The sequence below is a fragment of the Streptomyces himalayensis subsp. himalayensis genome, assembly GCF_013778455.1.
GTDB classification, from domain to species: Bacteria; Actinomycetota; Actinomycetes; order Streptomycetales; family Streptomycetaceae; genus Streptomyces; species Streptomyces himalayensis.
In genome coordinates this window covers 86109-104632 of record NZ_JACEHE010000006.1, presented here as the reverse complement: position 1 = coordinate 104632, position 18524 = coordinate 86109, and the positions used below count along the sequence as shown (strand labels likewise).

The following is an 18524-nucleotide window of genomic DNA, read 5'->3' as shown; positions in this document are numbered from 1 at the left end:
GACCCGAACACCGACTCGAAAGAGAGACACCGTGACCGCATTCAATGACGAATCCGGAACCGGCGACGCCCTGCGTCGCGCTCTCGGCGTAAGCCGCCGCCGCTTTCTGAGCACGTGCACCGCCGCCGCGACCGCGGCAATCGCCGCACCCGTCTTCGGCGCCTCACCAGCCCTGGCTCAGGACGCTCAGGACCAGGGAAGAGGTGACGGCCGGGGCGGAGACGTCCTCGTCCCCGCCGCCAGGCGCGGAATCATCCTCTACACCGTCCGCGATGCGGTAGGCCGCGATCCCCTCTCCACCGACCTGCCCTCCGGATTCCGCGAGGTCTTCAAGGAGCTCGCGCGGTACGGCTACCGGCAGGTGGAGTTCGCCGGATACGGCCAGCACGCCAACGCCCCCGGCGGCGCGAGCCTGGAGTCCGTCGAGGGCGCCAAGCTGCTGCGCTCCTGGCTCGACGAGTACGGCCTCAGGGCGCAGGGCAACCACGGCTTCATCCCGCCCTCCTGGCCGCTCACCACACCCGACCTGGACACCTTCAAGAAACACCTGGAAATCGCCAACATCCTAGGCTTGGGGCACATGGGCACCGGTGGAGACCCCACCGGCAGCGCCTACCGGGCCGACTGGGACGTGGCCGCTGACAAGTGGAACACGCTCGGGGAGATCGCCCGCCGCGAGGGCATCAAGCTGTACACCCACAACCACGACGCGGCATACGGCTTCCTGCTCGACGGAGGCCCGCTGGATGCCGCGGGCCGCCCGACCCGCAGCTCCGGAATCCGCAAGCTGGAGTACTTCCTCGAGATCACCGATCCGAAGGTCGTGTGGCTGGAGATGGACATCTTCTGGGCGCACGTCGCCCAGTACAAGTTCCACACCTACACGGCCCACGACGGCTCGACGCAGGAGAACGTCTTCGATCCGGCGGGGCTCGTCGCGCGCAACAACGAGCGCTACCCGCTCTTCCACGCCAAGGACGGCACCGTCAACACCACGAACGGGATGGGCTACGACATGGTCCCGTTCGGTACCGGCGTCATCGACTACACCACGTTCTTCTCGCGCGTCGGCGCCAGGAACTACCACAACCCGATGGTCGAGCAGGACAACGCCCCGAGCTCCACCGACCTCGGGCAGTCGCTGAAGCACGCGAAGATCGGTTACGACAACCTCGCGGCCCTGCGCCAAAAGCGCTGAGGCTGCGCGAGACGAGCTGACCGGGCGTCACGCCGAACGAGACGGCCCCGGCGCACACAGCGGCCTCCCCGCGGCACGTAGCCACGGGGAGGCCGCTGCGGTTCCGGGACCGCTACGGAAGGTGCGCCGCTGTCGGCCGTACCGGTCCCGTATGAGCCGGGCAGCCCCACCCACCTTGGGGCTGCCCGGCTGCCCGGCTGCCCGGCTGTCCGGTGTTCGGTTGTCCGGATGTCCGTCAGGTCGTCTCCTCGCCGAGAGGACGCGGGTTCGGCACGATGCGCTTGGACTTGGGCCTGCCCGGTGGGTTCAGGAACAGTGCGACAACCGCGGCGAACAGCGAGATCGAGCCGGCCAGGGTGAATGCCCCGCTGTGGCCCCAGTTGGCCACCACGACGGCACCCATGCCGGATCCAAGCAGGCCGGACACCAGCTTGGAGCTGTAGACCAGGCCGTAGTTGGATGCGTTGTTGTTCTCGCCGAAGTAGTCCGCGGTCATTGCCGCGAACATCGGGAAGATGGCGCCTCCGCCGAACCCGGAGATGCTGGAGAAGAGCAGGAACAGCGGGAGGTTCTTGATGTCGGCGGACCACAGGATGCCGTACTGCGAAAGGCCGAGGACGATGCAGACGAAGATCAGGCACTGCTTGCGTCCGTAGCGATCCGACAGCCAGCCGATCACACCACGCCCGGTGCCGTTGACGATGGCCTTCAGTGACATGGCGGTTGCGACGATTCCGCCGGCGAAACCGGCCTCCTTGCCTATTTCAACCTGGAATGCGATGCCGAAGATGTTCACGCCCGAGGTGCACAGCAGACAGAACCACATGAGGGCCACACGGCCGGTCTGCCATGCCTCCTTGGGGGTGTACTGGTGCACGGCCGGGGGGTTCTTCTCCAGCGCGCGCCGGGCACGTGGGTCGTCGGGCTTCTTCAGCGGGTCGACATCGGCCGGCCACCAGTTCTTCGGCGGGTCGCGGAAGAAGTAACCCGCCACCGCCACGACGGCTGCCAGGAACAAGCCCACCGAGACCAGCACCCAGCGGAAGTTGGTGAGGTCCATGTAGCCGGTGAAGAGGAAGACGAACGGCACCGAGCCGTAGGCGAAACCGCCGTTGACGAAGCCCGTCTTGCCGCCCTTGCGCTCCGGATACCACTTGGCGACCATGTTCACGCAGGTCGCGTAGACCATGCCCGCGCCCATGCCGCTGAACATGCCGAAGCCGATGTACGCGACGATCACATGCGGCGCGTACGCGAGGGACAGATAGCCCAGTAGCGTGCCGATCGCGCCGAGCATCATCGCCCAACGGGCCGGCAGCTTGCCGCTCTCCCGCAGCTTTCCCGCGGGGAAGGCCACCGCGGCCTGGAAGAAGACCCAGACGCCCAGCATCCAGAAGATGTGTGCGCTGCTCCAGCTGTGCGCCGTGTGCAGCGTGTCCTCGGCGGACGCGAAGGCGTACTCGGCCGAACTGATGCCCATCATGCCGACCCACGGCAGGATGACCATCCACTTGCGCTTGCGGCCCATGATGTCGATGTCGGTCTCACCGATGCGGTAGACGCGTCCGTTCGCGTCGGCCACTTCCCGGTACGGAACCGACGTGGGCAGATCGGTGGTTGTCATGTCGAGAAAGCACCCCTTGCGTCGAAAGATCTGGCCAGCGCCCCCTGTCCAATTCCTTTCGTGTGCGCACGGGTCCCGGGTACGGCCGGCGCGCACCGCCGGCCGTACCCTCCCTCGGTCACCTCATCGACCGCCCCCCAACAGCCCAGCCGCCCGCGCCCCACCGGTCTGTGTCACGCACGGGGCCAGGGACCGGCCGGTTCGCTGTGCGCCGCCGCATCACAGCAGCCCAGCCGCCCGCGCCCACCGGTACTTCGCACCGAGTACGGCCACCGGCTTCTCCGTCGTGTACGGGTAGGCCACGACGCCTCGTTCGAAGAGGTATGCGCAGGCCTCCTCGACCTCGACGTCGCCCGCGAGCGACGCCACGACCGGCTTCTCGATGCCGCGCTCGCGGAACTCGGCCACCACGCGCGCGGTGAGCTCCGCGAAGACCATCGGCGGGGTGACGATGGTGTGCCAGTAACCCAGGATCAGCGAGTGGATCCGCGTGTCCTCGAGCCCGAGCCTGATCGTCGCCTCGTACGTCGACGGGGGCTCGCCGCCCGTGATGTCCACCGGGTTGCCGGCGGCGCCGAAGGGCGGGATGAACTTCCGGAAGGCAGCGTCCAGGTCGGAGGGGATCTCCATCAGCTTCAGCCCGTTGTCGGTCACCGCGTCGGACAGCAGTACGCCCGAACCGCCCGCACCCGTGATGACCACGACGTTGTCGCCCTTGGGCGCCGGCAGCACCGGCAGCGCACGCGCGTACTCGAGCATCTCGTTGAGGCCCGGGGCCCTGATCACACCGGCCTGCCTGAGGATGTCGTCGTACACGGCGTCGTCGCCCGCCAGCGCGCCCGTGTGGGAGCCTGCGGCCTTGGCCCCCGCCGCGGTGCGGCCCGCCTTGAGGACCACGACCGGCTTCTTCGGGACGGTCGCGCGTGCGGCCTCGACGAAGGCGCGGCCGTCCTTGAGGTCCTCCAGGTGCATCGCGATGCACTGGGTGTTGGGGTCCTCGCCGAACCAGGTGAGCAGGTCGTCCTCGTCCAGGTCCGACTTGTTGCCGAGCCCCACGATCGCCGACACGCCCGTCTTGGTGGCCCGTGCGAAGCCGAGGATCGCCATCCCGATGCCGCCCGACTGCGAGGTCAGCGCAACGCCGCCCTTGACGTCGTAGGGCGTGCAGAACGTGGCGCACAGGTCCTGCCACGTCGAGTAGTAGCCGTAGATGTTCGGCCCAAGGAGGCGCACGCCGTAGCGCTCGCCGATCGCCACGATCTCCGCCTGCAGTTCGTGTTCGCCGGTCTCCGCGAAACCGGAGGGGATCAGCACCGCGTTGGGAATCCCCTTGCGCCCCACCTCCTCCAAGGCCGCGGCCACGAACTTGGCGGGGATCGCGAAGACCGCCACATCCACCTCACCCGGGACGTCGGTGACACTCTTGTACGCCTTGCGGCCCAAGATGTCATCGGCCTTGGGGTTCACCGGGTGGATCTCTCCGGAGAAGCCGCCGTCGATGAGGTTGCGCATCACCGAATTGCCGATTTTCCCCTGCTCGTTGGAGGCGCCGATCACGGCGACCGAGCGGGGCTGCATCAGCCGGCGCATCGAAGTGAGCATCTCCGCGCGCGTGTAGGTGCGCCGCTGTTTCACCTCTCCCTCGAAGAGGATGACGCGGATGTCCGCGGCGACCGCACCCTCCGGCGTCGCGATCACCGGGTTGAGGTCGACCTCGGCGATCTCCGGGAAGTCGGTGACCAGCTGGGAGACGCGGCGGATCTGTTCGGCGATCGCCCACCGGTCGACCGGCTGCGCGCCGCGCACACCGCGCAGGATCTCGGCGGCGCGGATCGAGTCGAGCATGGACACGGCCTCGTCGGCGTCGACCGGCGCCAGCCGGAACGTGACGTCCTTGAGGACCTCGACCAGTACGCCGCCGAGCCCGAAGGCGACGACCTTCCCGAACGTCGGATCGGTCACCGCACCGACGATGACCTCCTGGCCCTTCGGCAGCAGCTCCTGCACCTGCACGCCCTCGATACGGGCCTCTGGCGCGTACGCGCGCGCGTTCTCGATGATTTTGCAGAACGCGGCCCGTACGTCGGCCGCGCCCTGCACACCGACGATCACGCCGCCGGCGTCGGTCTTGTGCAGGATGTCCGGCGAGACGATCTTCAGGACGACCGGGCCGTCGAAGCGTGCGGCGAATGCCACGGCCTCGTCGACGTCCGTCGCCAGTTCCTCACCGGGGACGGCGATCCCGTACGCGTCCGCGATCACCTTGCCCTCGGGCGCGGTCAGCGCGGTACGGCCCTCGGCCCGCACGGCGTCGAGGAGCGTTCGCACCCTCAGCACGCGGTCTTCGGCCATCAATCAGATCACTCCGTTCGACTTGAGCAGGCGCAGCTCCTCGTCGCCGAGTCCGAGCTCGCCGACGTAGACCTCTTCGTTGTGCTCGCCGAGCAGCGGCGAACTGACGACCTCGACGGGCGAGTCGGAGAGCTTGAGCGGGGAGCCGACGGTGGTGAAGCTGCCGCGCTCCGGGTGGCTGACCTCGACGACCATCTCGTTCGCGGCCAGCGACGCGTCCTCGATGATCTCCTTGGTGGACAGGATCGGGCCGCACGGGATGTTGTGGGCGTTGAGCTTCTCCAGCACCTCCCACTTGGGGAGCGTCGAGGACCACTCCTCGATGAGCTGGAACATCTTGTTGAGCTTGGGCAGCCGGGACTCCGGCGTCGCCCACTCGGGGTCGTCGGCGAGTTCGGGACGCCCGATGAGCTCGGTGACCGGCTTCCAGCCGACGGGCTGCACGATGACGTACACGTAGTCGTTCGGCCCGCCCGGCGCGCACTTGACCGCCCAGCCCGGCTGACCGCCGCCAGAAGCGTTGCCCGAGCGGGGAACTTCGTCGCCGAAGTCCTCGTTGGGATATTCAGCCAGCGGCCCATGCGCCAGGCGCTGTTGGTCCCGCAGCTTCACCCGGCACAGATTCAGCACCGCATGCTGCATGGCCACGTTCACGCGCTGCCCGCGCCCCGTGCTCACCCGCTGGTACAGGGCGGCGAGGATCGCGGCCACCGCGTGGATGCCGGTGCCCGAGTCGCCGATCTGCGCGCCCGTCGCGAGCGGCGGCCCGTCCTCGAAGCCCGTGGTCGACATGGAGCCGCCCATGGCCTGAGCGACGACCTCGTACGCCTTGAAGTTGGTGTACGGGCCCTCACCGAAACCCTTAATGGAGGCATAGACGATACGCGGATTGATCTCCTGGATGCGGTCCCAGGTGAACCCCATACGGTCCACGGCACCCGGGCCGAAGTTCTCGACCATGACGTCCGAGCGCCGGATCAGCTCGGTGAGGATCTCCTTGCCGCGCTCGGTCTTGGTGTTGAGGGTGATGCTCCGCTTGTTGCAGTTGAGCATCGTGAAGTAGAGCGAGTCGACGTCCGGCAGATCGCGCAGCTGTTTGCGCGTGATGTCGCCGGTCGGCGCCTCCAGCTTGACGACGTCCGCGCCGAGCCAGGCCAGCAGCTGCGTGGCCGAGGGCCCGGACTGGACGTGCGTCATGTCGAGCACGCGAATGCCGTCGAGCGCCTTCGTCGCCGTGGTCGCCGTGTCTGTCATGGCTTCTGTCATGGCAGGGCCCCTCACTTGTACATGGTCTGGTTCATGGTTCCGGGGGCGTACGCGTCCGGGTCGACCCACACGTTGATCAGCGAGGGCTTGCCGGACTCGCGGGCCCGCCGCAGCGCAGGGCCGATGTCGGCGGGGTCGCGGACCTCCTCGCCGTAACCGCCGAGCATCTGGGCGAACTTGTCGTAGTGGACGTCGCCGAGGGTGTTGCCGACGCGCTCGCGCTCCTCGCCGTACTTGGCCTTCTGGCCGTAACGGATCTGGTTCATCGAGGAGTTGTTGCCGACGATCCCGACGAAGGGGAGGTTGTAGCGGACGAGGGTCTCGAAGTCCCAGCCGGTGAGCGAGAAGGCGCCGTCGCCGAAGAGGGCCACGACCTCCTTGTCGGGCCGTGCCTGCTTGGCGGCGAGGACGAACGGAACACCGACGCCGAGGGTGCCGAGCGGACCCGGGTCCATCCAGTGGCCCGGCGACTTGGGCTGCACGACCTGCCCGGAGAAGGTGACGATGTCGCCGCCGTCGCCGATGTAGATCGAGTCCTCGGTGAGGAAGTCGTTGATCTCGCTGACCAGGCGGTACGGGTGGATGGGCGATGCGTCGGACTTCAGGCTCGGCAGGCGCTTCTCGATCGCGGTCTGCTCGGCGGCCCGCAGCTCGTCCATCCACTCCTTGCGCTTGGACGCGCCCCCGTTGAGGCGCCCGGACGCGGCCTCGGTCACGGACTTCAGGATCAGCCCGGCGTCGCCCACGATCCCCAGGTCGATGTCCCGGTTCTTGCCGACGGTGCGGTAGTCGAGGTCGATCTGGACGACGGTCGCGCTCGGTGAGAGGCGCTTGCCGTATCCCATCCGGAAGTCGAACGGAGTGCCGACGATGACGATGACATCGGCGTTGGTGAAGGCGTACCGGCGCGAGAGCTGAAAGTGGTGGGGGTCGCCGGGCGGCAGGGTGCCACGGCCCGCGCCGTTCATGTACGCGGGGATGTTGAGCGTCCGTACGAGCTCGATGGCGGCCTCGGTGCCTCGGGTCGTCCACACCTGGCTGCCGAGCAGGATCGCCGGCTTCTCGGCGTGCACCAGCAGATCGGCGAGCTTCTCGACGGCCTCGGGGTCGCCGGCCGAGCGGGTCGAGGCCCGGTAGTGCCCGGCCTGGGGGATCCGGGCCTTCTCCCGCGGCACCTTCGCGTCGAGCACATCACGCGGGATCTCCAGGAAGGACGGGCCTGGAGCGCCGTGGTAGCACTCGCGGAAGGCCATGGACACCATGTCGGCCGCCCGCGCGGTGTCCGGCACGGTCGCGGAGAACTTGGTGATGGGCGTCATCATGTCGACGTGCGGGAGATCCTGCAGCGATCCCATCTTGTGCTGGGTGTGGGCCCCCTGGCCGCCGATGAGCAGCATGGGGGACTCCGCGCGGAAGGCGTTGGCGACACCGGTGACGGCGTCCGTCGTGCCGGGTCCGGCGGTGACGACGGCGCAGCCGGGCTTTCCGGTGATGCGCGCGTAACCGTCGGCGGCGTGGGCGGCCACCTGTTCGTGACGTACGTCGACGACCTCTATGCCTTCGTCGACGCAGCCGTCGTAGATGTCGATGATGTGGCCGCCGCAGAGCGTGTAGATGACCTCCACTCCCTCTGCCTTGAGCGCCTTGGCGACCAGATGCCCACCGGAGATGAGGTCCTGGCTGTTGTCGTCGGGCATGGCGAAGTCCTGTCCCTTCGTAGGGGATTGGGAGCACGGATGCGCTACTCCCGGCTGCCGTCGCGATGGATTGCATACAGTCGACGAATACTGTATGAAGCTTGTTATCCCGCATCCGGTGGGTGGTGTCCAGGGGGCGTGCGGCACTTTTCGAGGACCAGCCGAGGACCAGTTGAGGGCTGTTCGGGTAGCAGGGTTTGCTCCCCGGAAGCCACGGCAGTCAGGAGCCGAGATGGACCTGTACGAGCACCAGGCAAGGGAACTCTTCGAGGAACACGGCATCTTGGTGCCGAAGGCCGAGGTCACGGACTCGCCCCGAGGGGCACGCGAGAGCGCACGCCGCCTCGGCGGCCGCGTCGTCGTCAAGGCCCAGGTGAAGACGGGCGGCCGCGGCAAGGCGGGCGGCGTGAAGCTCGCAGCCGACCCGGCAGCCGCTGAACTGACGGCGCGCCAGATACTCGGCATGGACATCAAGGGCCACACCGTGCACAAGGTGATGCTGGCCCAACCGGTCGACATCGACAGCGAGTTCTACGTCTCGTACGTACTCGACCGCGCGGCCGGAGGCTTCCTCGCGATCGCCTCCGCCGAGGGCGGCATGGACATCGAGGAGGTCGCCGCCACCCGGCCCGAGGCCGTGGCGCGCATCCCGGTCGATCCGGCCGAGGGTGTCACCACGGCGAAGGCCGCGCAGATCGCCGAGGCCGCAGGACTGCCCCCGCAGACGGTGGACGTCCTGGTCAGGCTCTGGCAGGTGCTGACCCGCGAGGACGCACTCCTCGTCGAGGTCAACCCCCTCGTCCGGACCGCGCAAGGGCAGATCCTGGCCCTGGACGGCAAGGTGACCCTCGATGGCAACGCCCGCTTCCGCCAGTCGCGATGGGGCTCCCAGGGAGTGGAGCACGACGACGCCCTGGAGGCAGCCGCCGCCGCAAAGGGCCTCAACTACGTCAAACTCGACGGGGAAGTCGGCATCATCGGCAACGGCGCGGGCCTGGTCATGTCGACCCTCGACGTCGTAGCCGGCTGCGGTGCACGCCCCGCGAACTTCCTCGACATCGGCGGCGGAGCATCGGCGCAGGTCATGGCCGACGGGCTCTCCGTGATCCTGTCCGACCCGGCCGTGAAGTCGGTGTTCGTCAACGTCTTCGGCGGAATCACCGCGTGCGACGCGGTCGCCGACGGCATCGTCCAGGCCCTGGACAGCGTGCACCTGACGAAGCCTCTGGTCGTACGCCTCGACGGCAACAACGCCGTCCGCGGTCGCGCCATCCTCGACGGGCGCGCCCACCCCCTCGTTCAGCAGGCCACCACCATGGACGGCGCCGCGCGTCGCGCCGCCGCCCTCGCCCATGCCGACACCACGGCAACCGCAACCATCTCGGGCAGCTGAAGGAGACGAGACATGGCCATCTACCTGACCAAGGAGAGCAAGGTCCTCGTCCAGGGCATGACCGGGGCCGAGGGCATGAAGCACACCCGTCGGATGCTGGCGGCCGGCACGGACGTCGTCGGCGGCGTCAACCCGCGCAAGGCAGGCCGCAGTATCGACTTCGACGACCGGGCCATCCCCGTCTTCGGATCGGTACGCGAAGGGATCGAGGCGACCGGCGCCGACGTCTCCGTCGTCTTCGTCCCGCCCGCGTTCGCCAAGGCGGCCGTCATCGAGGCCGCCGACGCGGGGATCGGACTCGCCGTCGTCATCACCGAGGGCATCCCCGTCCACGACGCCGTGGCGTTCCACGCGTACGCACGCGCGCGTGGGACGCGCATCATCGGCCCCAACTGCCCGGGCCTGATCACTCCCGGGCAGTCCAACGCCGGCATCATCCCCGCCGACATCACCAAGCCCGGCCGGATCGGACTGGTGTCCAAGTCCGGCACGCTCACCTACCAGCTGATGTACGAACTCCGCGACATCGGTTTCTCGACATGTGTCGGTATCGGCGGAGACCCCGTCATCGGCACCACGCACATCGACTGCCTGGCCGCGTTCCAGGACGACCCCGACACGGATCTGATCGTGCTGATCGGCGAGATCGGCGGCGACGCGGAAGAGCGGGCGGCCGCCTATGTGCGCGACCACGTCACCAAGCCCGTCGTCGCGTACATCGCCGGCTTCACCGCACCCGAAGGCAAGACGATGGGGCACGCGGGAGCGATCGTCTCGGGCTCCTCAGGCACCGCGCAGGCGAAGAAGGAGGCCCTGGAGGCGGCCGGAGTCGGGGTCGGCAGCACGCCGACCGAGACGGCACAGCTGGTGCTTGCGCGGCTCGAAGAGCGAACGTAAGGCCGAGAGGAACGTGACATGAGGACCATGAGGACCATGAGGACGTCACACCCAACGTGACACGCCCAGCTGCCCAACCTGATGTCACCCACAGTGCAACGTGACGTCACTCATAGTTGAGGACGGGCCCCTGTCACCCATAACGGCGCCTCACTACCTTCCGCTTACGTACGCACGTACGTAAGCGGGAACAAACGCGGAGACGAGCGCGAACACCGACGCGGATCCGCGACGGAACCCGTACGAGCCATGCCCCCGCCCCCGACTGTGCACCGTGAGCGGAGAAAACCGAATGGCATCCACCCTCACCCTCAAGTCCGGAACGTCCTGGGACGACGCCTGGCAGCGCTGCCTCGCCGTCGCCCCTGAGGCCTTCCGGGACGATCGTGTCCTCAACCTCTGGGGCTCCGCCTGGCAGGCGGACGGCCGGGCACTGCCCGCCACCAGCCCCGTCGACGGGAGCCCTATTGCGGGCCCGCCGCGCCTCGACGCGGTGACGGCCGGGCAGGCCGTGCGGGCCTCGCTCGACCAGCACCGCGCCTGGCGGCACATCGCCCCCGACGAACGGCGCGCCCGTGTCGCCGCCACCCTCGACGCCCTCACCGAGCACCGCGAACTGCTCGCGCTGCTCCTCGTCTGGGAGATCGGCAAGCCGTGGCGGCTCGCGCAGGCCGACGTCGACCGTGCGATCGACGGGGTCCGCTGGTACGTCGACGGCATCGAACCGATGCTCGGAGGCCGGGCTCCGCTGGACGGCCCGGTTTCCAACATCGCGAGCTGGAACTACCCGATGTCCGTGCTCGTTCACGCAATGCTGGTGCAGGCACTGGCGGGCAACGCGGTCATCGCCAAGGCCCCGACCGACGGCGGCGTCTCCTGCCTCACCCTGGCCGGCGCGCTCGCCGCCCGCGAAGGGATTCCCGTCACCCTCGTGAGCGGCAGCGGAGGCGAGCTCTCCGAGGCGCTGGTGCGCGCGCCGGAGATCGGCTGCGTCTCCTTCGTCGGCGGCCGCGACACCGGCGCCGCGGTGGCCACCGCCGTCGCCGACCTCGGCAAGCGGCACATCCTCGAACAGGAAGGACTCAACACCTGGGGCATCTGGAACTACAGCGACTGGGACAAGCTGTCGGCCGTCATCCCGAAGCTCTTCGACTACGGCAAGCAGCGCTGTACGGCGTATCCGCGCTTCGTCGTGCAGCGGAGTCTGTTCGACGAGTTCCTCGCCGCGTATCTGCCGGCCGTCCGCACCATCCGCATCGGGCACCCGCTCGCGGTGGAGCGTCCCGAGGACTCGTTTCCGGAGTTGGACTTCGGACCGCTGATCAACGCCGCGAAGGCGAAGGAGCTGACCGACCAGGTCACGGAAGCCATCGATCGCGGAGCCGTGCCACTCCACCGCGGCTCGCTCGCGGACGGGCGCTTCCTCCCCGGCCAGGACACCTCCGCGTACGTCCCGCCGGTGACCCTGCTGGGCCCGCCCCCGTCCTCGCCGCTGCACCACGCGGAGCCGTTCGGCCCGGTCGACACCATCGTCCTGGTCGACACCGAGGCTGAGCTGCTGGCGGCGATGAACGCGTCGAACGGCGCGCTGGTCGCCACCCTCTCGACCGACGACCCCGCGACGTACGAGCGACTGACTCCGCAGATCCGGGCCTTCAAGGTCGGCGAGGGCAAGCCGCGATCGCGCGGCGACCGCGAGGAGCTGTTCGGCGGGTTCGGCGCGTCTTGGCGGGGCGCCTTCGTCGGAGGCGAGCTGCTGGTCCGCGCCGTGACGCAGGGGCCGGGGGAGGAGCGGCTGCCGGGGAACTTCCCGGAGTACCACCTGATGCCGTAGCGGCATCCCTGCACCCGACACGGCGGAACGAGTCGGCGCTGCCCCGGGACGGGCGGCGCCGACCGCTTCTGCGGGCAGTAGCGGTCGGCGCCGCCCGTTTCCGCCCCCGGGTCTCGTAACGAGTCGGGCACTCAGGGTGAAAACTGCCGAGTGAGGTCCCTTTAGTCGCTGAGTGAGGTGAGAGAGGGGTCGGGAGGGGGGCGGGCGGCCCGGATACGCAGGTGAAGGGCACTCCGAAACCTTGGTATTGTTGTCCATGTCGCCGCGGGGAACACCACGCGAACGACAGACACCTAGTCCGGGTGGCGGAATGGCAGACGCGCTAGCTTGAGGTGCTAGTGCCCTTTATCGGGCGTGGGGGTTCAAGTCCCCCCTCGGACACAACGCAGACGAACAACTGGTTTTTGCAACGGAGTGCTGGTCGGGAGCGATCTCGACCAGCACTTTGTGTTGCCCGGGCGGTGGCGTCGGGCAATGTCTCCGCGCCTCCTGCGCCTCCTACGCCCCCCGCGCCCGACCGCCCCCGCGCCCGACCGCCCCTGCGGCGCCGCGCACGCGGACGCAGTGCCCCGGCCGGTCACTGTCGGGCCCAGCCCGGCGGATCGGCACGGGCCGCCCGCACCGCCTTGGCGGTCGGTCTGCCGCAGTTCTCCGGCACCTGGTCCAGCGGCACGCCGAGCTGCTCGGCCCAGGTCCTAGCGCCAGCCCGCCCGCCGTCGGTTCGCGCGCGCCTGTCTGGCCCGTTCAGACCGTGCCGCGCGCAGCGCGACTCCGGCGCGGGCGGCCTCCTCGCTTCGCAGCGAGGGTGGTGGTGCGGCGAGGAGGTTGCTCACGTGCTGGGGGTGCCACCACCGCGCCCTGCGGCGCGGGTGCAGGGCGGCGGCGACGTCAACCAGAAGGCCGAACAGCTCGGCGACCGCCTCGTCCGCGGTGAACCTCCGCAGGAATTCCGGGCTCTGCGGCAGGTGCGCTGCCAGCGCGGCGGCGTAGCGCACCAGGGCGACGGGCGAGCTGTGTGCGGTCTGCTCGCGCACGGCAGCCAGTTCGTGGCGGGCCTGCTCGGCGCGCTCCTTGTTCCGTGCGCGCGTGACGGCCGCCTTGCGGGCCGCCTCCGCGCGGCCCACCGCTCGCAGCAGACCGGCGAAATTGCCTGCGACAGGTCTGCAACCTCGGCGCCACCCGCGGCGACTACGGCCTGAGACACCAACACCCGTAATTCAACGATGAATTGGGGAGACAAGGATGAGACGACCAGTCGCAGTGAAGCTCTATGCGGCGCTGGCCGCGATGGGCCTGGCGGCCGTGACCGGTGCGGTTCTGACGATGCCCGAGGCTTCGGCGGCCACCGGCAGCGCCACCGGCTACGCGACCCAGAACGGCGGGACCACCGGTGGTGCGGGCGGGCAAACCGTGCGGGCCACCACGGGAACGGAGATCCACGCGGCACTGTGCGGCCGGGCCGACAGCAGCACCCCGATCACCATCGAGGTCGAGGGGACCATCAACCACGGCAACACCAGCAAGGTGTCGGGCGACAGCTGCAACACGGCTGACGACGTGATCGAGCTCAAGCAGATCAGCAACGTCACGCTCGTCGGAGTCGGCAGCGGCGCCGTCTTCGACCAACTGGGCATCCACATCCGCGAGGCAAGCAACATCATCATCCAGAACGTGACCGTCCGGAACGTCAAGAAGTCGGGCTCGCCCACGTCCAACGGCGGTGACGCCATCGGCATGGAAAGCGACGTCCGCAACGTCTGGGTCGATCACACGACCCTCGAGGCGTCGGGCGGGGAGTCGGAGGGGTACGACGGCCTCTTCGACATGAAGGACAACACCCAGTACGTGACCCTGTCCTACAGCACCCTGCGCAACTCCGGCCGCGGTGGCCTCGTCGGGTCCAGCGAGAGCGACCTGACGAACAGCTTCATCACGTACCACCACAACCTGTACGAGAACATCGACTCCCGTACACCGCTTCTGCGGGGCGGCACGGCCCACATCTACAACAACCACTACGTGAGCCTGAACGAGTCCGGCATCAACTCCCGCGCCGGAGCGCGCGCCAAGGTGGACAACAACTACTTCGAGGACTCCAAGGACATCCTGGGCACCTTCTACACCGACGCGGCCGGCTACTGGCAGGTCAGCGGCAACATCTTCGACAACGTGACCTGGTCCAGCCCGAGTAGCGACTACAACCCGGCCGGCCCCGACCCGGAGTCCAACACCTCGGTCAGCATCCCCTACTCCTACAGCCTCGACGACGCCGGTTGCGTGCCCGACATCGTGAGCCGGACGGCAGGCGCCGGCACGGGGCTGCAGGTGTCGGACGGCAACTGCACGCCGCAGACGCCGACGCCCACCGCGACCTCGATACCCACCGCCACCGCGACGCCGACCGCCACCTCGACACCCACCGCGACGCCGACCGCCACCGCGACATCGACCCACCCCAGCGGGACCAACCTCAGCATCGGAGCCGGCTCCGACGGCTCCAGCAAGGCCGACGGGACGAGCTACGGCAATGTGCGGGACGGTGACATGAGCACCTACTGGTCGCCGGCCGGCTCGACCGGTTCCATCTCGGTCAAGTGGGGCTCCGCCACCACCGTGTCCAGGATCAACATCCGGGAGGCGTCGGGCTCCGAAGGCACCATCGGGTCCTGGCGGGTCGTCAACGCCGACACCGGCGCCGTCCTGACCGCGGGCAGCGGGGCAGGCGTCATCACCTTCCCCCGGACCTCACTGAACAAGATCACCTTCGAGATCACCGGCTCGACCGGCACACCACGGGTCGCCGAGTTCGAGACCTACGCGCAATAGCAGTACCCCCCGCTGCCGGTCCGGGCAGCGGCAGCGGGTGACCGGCCCCCCAACCAGCCGCACCAGCCAGATGAGAGCGGGCGAGGGCTGCGGGTTTCCGGGGGCCGGTGACCATCGAGATCCGTCTGGAGCTGCGTCGGCTCCTACTCGCCGTGGTACAAGCGGTTCGGGCCGATCAACTGCATTCCGGGGTCGTTTTCGGCGAGGTGGCGTGTCGGCGAGGATCACCGAGACCGTGCGGACCGACATCGAGAGTTCGGTCGGCGGCGAAGTCGATCATGCCTGAGCCTTCTTCGCAACGGCCGTCCCCGCCCGGAGCGCGGCAACGGGATCAGCCGCCTCATCCAGCTCGATGAGCACGATGCCCGCGCCGGGAGTGAGTGACATCGCGTCGGCCCATCCCCGCCAGTCCACGATGCCCTTGCCCAGTTCGGTCATGTAGGGCTGCTGCTGGGCAAAGACCGTCTCGTCGATGGTGAGTTCGACGTCGATCGGTTTGACCGCGTCCTTCCAGTGCGCCAGAGCGATGCGCTGGGAGTGGCGACGCACGACAGCGACGGGGTCGCCTCCCCCGAGTGCGATGTGGCACGAGTCGGGGCACAGCCACACGTAGCGCGGGTCGGTCAGGGCCATGAACAGGTCGATGTCCCTCTCGTACCAGAGCGTGCTGTTGGACTCCGTGTGGAAGGCGAGTTTCACACCGTGCTGGGCGACGGCCTCGCCGACCACATGGGCGATGTCGGCCATCCGGGTCATGTACGCGGCGTCGACGAAGAAGGGCGGGCGTGTCCCGAACGTCGTCCGCATGGGCAGTCCGGCGACGAGGAGTTCCGCCCCCACGTCGGCGAGGAAGGTCGCGCGTCGTTCGGCGTCGGCGACGATCGCGGGCAGGTTCTCGCTGTGCCTCCAGTCGGGGCATTCGCTCGCGGCGATGAAGGCGCTCACGACGGACAGGCCTCGGCACTCCAGTTCGCGGCGGAACGACGGTGCGTCGCCGAAGGCTCGCAGGGCCGAGTCGATGTCGCCGGGCGCGAAGGTGAGCTCGATGCCGCTGACACCGGCCTCGGCCAGCGCGTCCATCACCCGCTGCCAGAAACTCCCGGGGTTGTCGAGGGCCCAGCCGCGCACGGCGTCTGCTGATTCGAGGCCCCAGAAAGCCGGGTGGTAGAAGGTGATGATGTCCGTAGCGAAACGCGGCTCGGTGGTGTCCTCCACCCGTGTCATTCGGCACCCCCGCGGGCGTTGTAGACGACCACACCGTCGCCGTCGACAGCCTCCCGGTAGCTGCGGAACACGGCGAGCGCCTCGTCCCGGAGCACGTCCCGCACGACCTTGATGCCGCGTGCCTCGAACTGCTCGGCCCAGTCCGCGCCGAGCGGGCCCTCGTCGAACGTGGTGATCTCCTCGAGTTCCGGGCCCTCACCGGCGACCACGAGGCCGCGTACCCCGGACCACATGGCCGCGCCGTAGCACTGGATGCACGGACGCCAGTTCACGACCAGCTCGTGCGCCGCCATGCCGTCGCCGCCGAGGTCCCAGCCGCCGGTCGCCGTCTGGGCCAGTCCGAGCGCCACGACCTCGGCGTGCGCACTGGAGACGCCTGAGGCGAGCACGACGTTCACGCCGACCGAGACGATCCGGCCGGTGTCCTGCTCGGCGACGAGTGCCGCGAACGGGCCGCCGTTGCCCTCGCGCCAGTTGCGGTCGGCCAGGCGGTGCACGAGGCGCATCCGGTCGTCGCGGTCGGGGACGACGGCGGGCACGGCGGCCAGTTCGTCGTCGATCCACGCCGGCAGCGCCACGCGGTATTCCTTCGCGATGTCGATCATGATCGAGATTCCTCTCAGTGTGCGGTGAGTGCGGCGTGGCGTGCGGCGACGGCACGGGCGGCCCGTACGGCGGTCACCGCGCCGGTCAGGGTGACATTGGCGGCCATCGCGGTGGGGATCACGCCGTTGCCGGCGAGATACAGGTTGTCGAAGCCCCACACCCGGCCGTCCGGGTCGCACACGCTGGTGCCGTCGTCGGCGACGCCGGCCCGGACGGTGCCGGTCAGATGCAGCGACGAGCCGGGCGGAAGCAGGGCCCGTTCGGTCGCGGGATCGAACGAGCCGAACTCCTCGGCCATCAACTCGACTTCGGCCAGTGCCCGCCGGATCAGCGCGCGATCGGCGTCGGAATAACCGAACTCGACGCCGATCCGCGGCATCCCGGCGAGATCGGTCTCGGCCTCGGAGAACACGAGCCGGTTCTCGGGGCGTGACTCGACGGGGACGTACAGCGAGAGGCCCACGGAGTGCGCAAGGGGGCTGCCGTCCTCATCCACGTACGTGCGGTTCATGATCTGACCGTGGAACGGCTGCGCCGCTCCGTTCTGCGGCAGCCAGATCGCATCCGTGCTGAACTCGCCCGCACGTGGCAGGGGCAGGGCGCCGAGTTCGATGCCGAACCGGTCGAGGTCGAGCAGCACCCGGGCGGTGATGAACGCGTGTTCGTTGAGGTAGCGCCCCAGCGCCTGGGGCCGGATGCCTGAAGCGAACAGCAGCTGCGGGGTGCGTAGCGCATCGGCGCACACCACCACGGCATCCGCGAGGAGTTCCGACTCGGCGCCGTCGGTGATGCGGCGCAGCCGGGCGCCGGCGATCCGGCCGTCCGAGACGATGAGGGCCGTCGCGAGCGCTCGGGTCACCAGGGTGAACGCCGGGTCCCCGCCCTTCGCGATCGCGGGGAAGATCGTCCCCGGAGCCGTGCGCGGCATGGGTCCCGATGCCGTCGGGGTGACGGCCATGGGCATCGGCTGCGGTCGCCGGTCGTCCGGTCCGACGCCGTCGAAGCGCCGGCGTAGTACGTCGAGCACCGTCCGGCCGACCTCGGTCGGGCCGATCGGGGCCGGCGTGACCGTGAGCACTCGGTACGCGGTGTCCAGATCCGCCGCCCAGCGGGCCGGGTCGCCAAAATCGAACACCTCGTGTCCGGCGGGCCAGGGCGTCGCGGCGGTCCAGTGCACGCCCATGCCGCCCGCGTTCCACGCGAGCGCTGTCGCGGGCATCGCCTCGGCCTCCTCGCCGAAGGCGAGCGCGTGGAACATGCCGGGTGTCAGGTCGGTGAGGCTGTCCGCGACCTCGCGCACCACCTCGGCGCCCGTGTACATGCCCTGGATGCCGGTGGCGACCTGTTCGTTGTAGCGCGACCAGAGGACTGGGTCCTCGACGTCGTGCAGGTGCAGGCCCGGGGCCTCGCCTATCGCACTGCCGCCGTCGACCATGGTGATGTCCAGCGCCGGATCGCTGTCGCGCAGCAGTCGGGCCACGACGGATCCCATGATGCCGCTGCCCACGATGAGGACGTCGGTGCGGGGGGTGCCGGTCACAGTGAGACTCCTGTCTTGTGCCACAGGTGCTGGTGGGGAGACCTGTGCCACGGGGGGATGAGGGGCG

General features: G+C 69.0%; 13 protein-coding genes and 1 tRNA gene. 6 read left to right on the top strand and 8 right to left on the bottom strand.

What is annotated here, in order from left to right; genetic code table 11:
• Positions 1–31: 31 nt before the first annotated feature.
• Complete coding sequence (locus tag H1D24_RS12200) at positions 32–1198, top strand: sugar phosphate isomerase/epimerase family protein (protein WP_181657484.1); 1167 nt, start codon at positions 32–34, stop codon at positions 1196–1198.
• Positions 1199–1433: 235 nt separating this feature from the next.
• Here the strand turns inward: H1D24_RS12200 and H1D24_RS12195 are convergent, their stop codons facing one another.
• From H1D24_RS12195 to H1D24_RS12180, 4 genes are all read right to left on the bottom strand, one after another.
• Entirely contained in the window at positions 1434–2822 is a 1389-nt protein-coding gene (locus tag H1D24_RS12195) for an OFA family MFS transporter (RefSeq protein ID WP_181657483.1), read from the bottom strand.
• A 219-nt stretch (positions 2823–3041) separates the two neighbouring features.
• The gene (locus H1D24_RS12190) at positions 3042–5174 is read right to left on the bottom strand and encodes an acetate--CoA ligase family protein (RefSeq protein WP_181657482.1); all 2133 of its coding nucleotides are present in this window, start codon (positions 5172–5174) and stop codon (positions 3042–3044) included.
• Between the two features lie 3 nt (positions 5175–5177).
• A complete protein-coding gene (frc, locus tag H1D24_RS12185; RefSeq protein ID WP_258564017.1) occupies positions 5178–6440 on the bottom strand; it encodes a formyl-CoA transferase in 1263 nt (420 codons plus the stop codon).
• An 11-nt stretch (positions 6441–6451) separates the two neighbouring features.
• Positions 6452–8137, bottom strand: a complete 1686-nt coding sequence (locus H1D24_RS12180) for a thiamine pyrophosphate-binding protein (RefSeq protein ID WP_181657481.1) — start codon at positions 8135–8137, stop codon at positions 6452–6454.
• Positions 8138–8369: 232 nt separating this feature from the next.
• On the opposite strand from H1D24_RS12180, the gene sucC reads away from it, so the two are divergent.
• From sucC to H1D24_RS12160, 4 genes are all read left to right on the top strand, one after another.
• Positions 8370–9530 (top strand): ADP-forming succinate--CoA ligase subunit beta, encoded by a 1161-nt coding sequence (gene sucC, locus H1D24_RS12175; RefSeq protein ID WP_181657480.1) that lies wholly within the window; start codon positions 8370–8372, stop codon positions 9528–9530.
• A 12-nt stretch (positions 9531–9542) separates the two neighbouring features.
• On the top strand, positions 9543–10427 hold the full coding sequence (gene sucD / locus H1D24_RS12170) for a succinate--CoA ligase subunit alpha (protein WP_181657479.1): 885 nt from the start codon (positions 9543–9545) through the stop codon (positions 10425–10427).
• A 292-nt stretch (positions 10428–10719) separates the two neighbouring features.
• The gene (locus H1D24_RS12165; RefSeq protein WP_181657478.1) at positions 10720–12261 is read left to right on the top strand and encodes an aldehyde dehydrogenase family protein; all 1542 of its coding nucleotides are present in this window, start codon (positions 10720–10722) and stop codon (positions 12259–12261) included.
• A 296-nt stretch (positions 12262–12557) separates the two neighbouring features.
• A tRNA-Leu gene (locus H1D24_RS12160) sits at positions 12558–12642 on the top strand.
• 314 nt (positions 12643–12956) lie between these two features.
• Here H1D24_RS12160 and H1D24_RS12155 read toward each other — a convergent pair.
• Positions 12957–13385, bottom strand: a complete 429-nt coding sequence (locus tag H1D24_RS12155) for a hypothetical protein (protein WP_181657477.1) — start codon at positions 13383–13385, stop codon at positions 12957–12959.
• 118 nt (positions 13386–13503) lie between these two features.
• Between H1D24_RS12155 and H1D24_RS12150 the strand changes: the two genes are divergently transcribed.
• Positions 13504–15087, top strand: a complete 1584-nt coding sequence (locus H1D24_RS12150) for a pectate lyase family protein (protein WP_181657476.1) — start codon at positions 13504–13506, stop codon at positions 15085–15087.
• Positions 15088–15363: 276 nt separating this feature from the next.
• Here H1D24_RS12150 and H1D24_RS12145 read toward each other — a convergent pair whose 3' ends face one another.
• Genes H1D24_RS12145 through H1D24_RS12135 form a run of 3 tightly spaced genes read right to left on the bottom strand, consistent with a single transcriptional unit; the run spans position 15364 to position 18457 of the window.
• Positions 15364–16311, bottom strand: coding sequence for a sugar phosphate isomerase/epimerase family protein (locus tag H1D24_RS12145; protein WP_181657475.1), 948 nt, complete (start codon positions 16309–16311; stop codon positions 15364–15366).
• Complete coding sequence (locus tag H1D24_RS12140; protein WP_181657474.1) at positions 16308–16916, bottom strand: nucleoside deaminase; 609 nt, start codon at positions 16914–16916, stop codon at positions 16308–16310. The genes H1D24_RS12145 and H1D24_RS12140 overlap by 4 nt, the downstream gene beginning before the upstream one ends.
• Before the next feature lie 14 nt (positions 16917–16930).
• Complete coding sequence (locus H1D24_RS12135; RefSeq protein ID WP_181657473.1) at positions 16931–18457, bottom strand: GMC oxidoreductase; 1527 nt, start codon at positions 18455–18457, stop codon at positions 16931–16933.
• Between the last annotated feature and the right edge of the window lie 67 nt (positions 18458–18524).

Excerpts from the sequence above, each read along its gene's own strand:
- H1D24_RS12190 (WP_181657482.1), bottom strand. The coding sequence starts at position 5,174 with ATGGCCGAAGACCGCGTGCTGAGGGTGCGAACGCTCCTCGACGCCGTG.
- H1D24_RS12140 (WP_181657474.1), bottom strand. The coding sequence starts at position 16,916 with ATGATCGACATCGCGAAGGAATACCGCGTGGCGCTGCCGGCGTGGATC.
- sucC (WP_181657480.1), top strand. The coding sequence starts at position 8,370 with ATGGACCTGTACGAGCACCAGGCAAGGGAACTCTTCGAGGAACACGGC.
- H1D24_RS12195 (WP_181657483.1), bottom strand. The coding sequence starts at position 2,822 with ATGACAACCACCGATCTGCCCACGTCGGTTCCGTACCGGGAAGTGGCC.
- H1D24_RS12145 (WP_181657475.1), bottom strand. The coding sequence starts at position 16,311 with ATGACACGGGTGGAGGACACCACCGAGCCGCGTTTCGCTACGGACATC.
- frc (WP_258564017.1), bottom strand. The coding sequence starts at position 6,440 with ATGACAGAAGCCATGACAGACACGGCGACCACGGCGACGAAGGCGCTC.
- H1D24_RS12150 (WP_181657476.1), top strand. The coding sequence starts at position 13,504 with ATGAGACGACCAGTCGCAGTGAAGCTCTATGCGGCGCTGGCCGCGATG.
- sucD (WP_181657479.1), top strand. The coding sequence starts at position 9,543 with ATGGCCATCTACCTGACCAAGGAGAGCAAGGTCCTCGTCCAGGGCATG.
- H1D24_RS12165 (WP_181657478.1), top strand. The coding sequence starts at position 10,720 with ATGGCATCCACCCTCACCCTCAAGTCCGGAACGTCCTGGGACGACGCC.
- H1D24_RS12180 (WP_181657481.1), bottom strand. The coding sequence starts at position 8,137 with ATGCCCGACGACAACAGCCAGGACCTCATCTCCGGTGGGCATCTGGTC.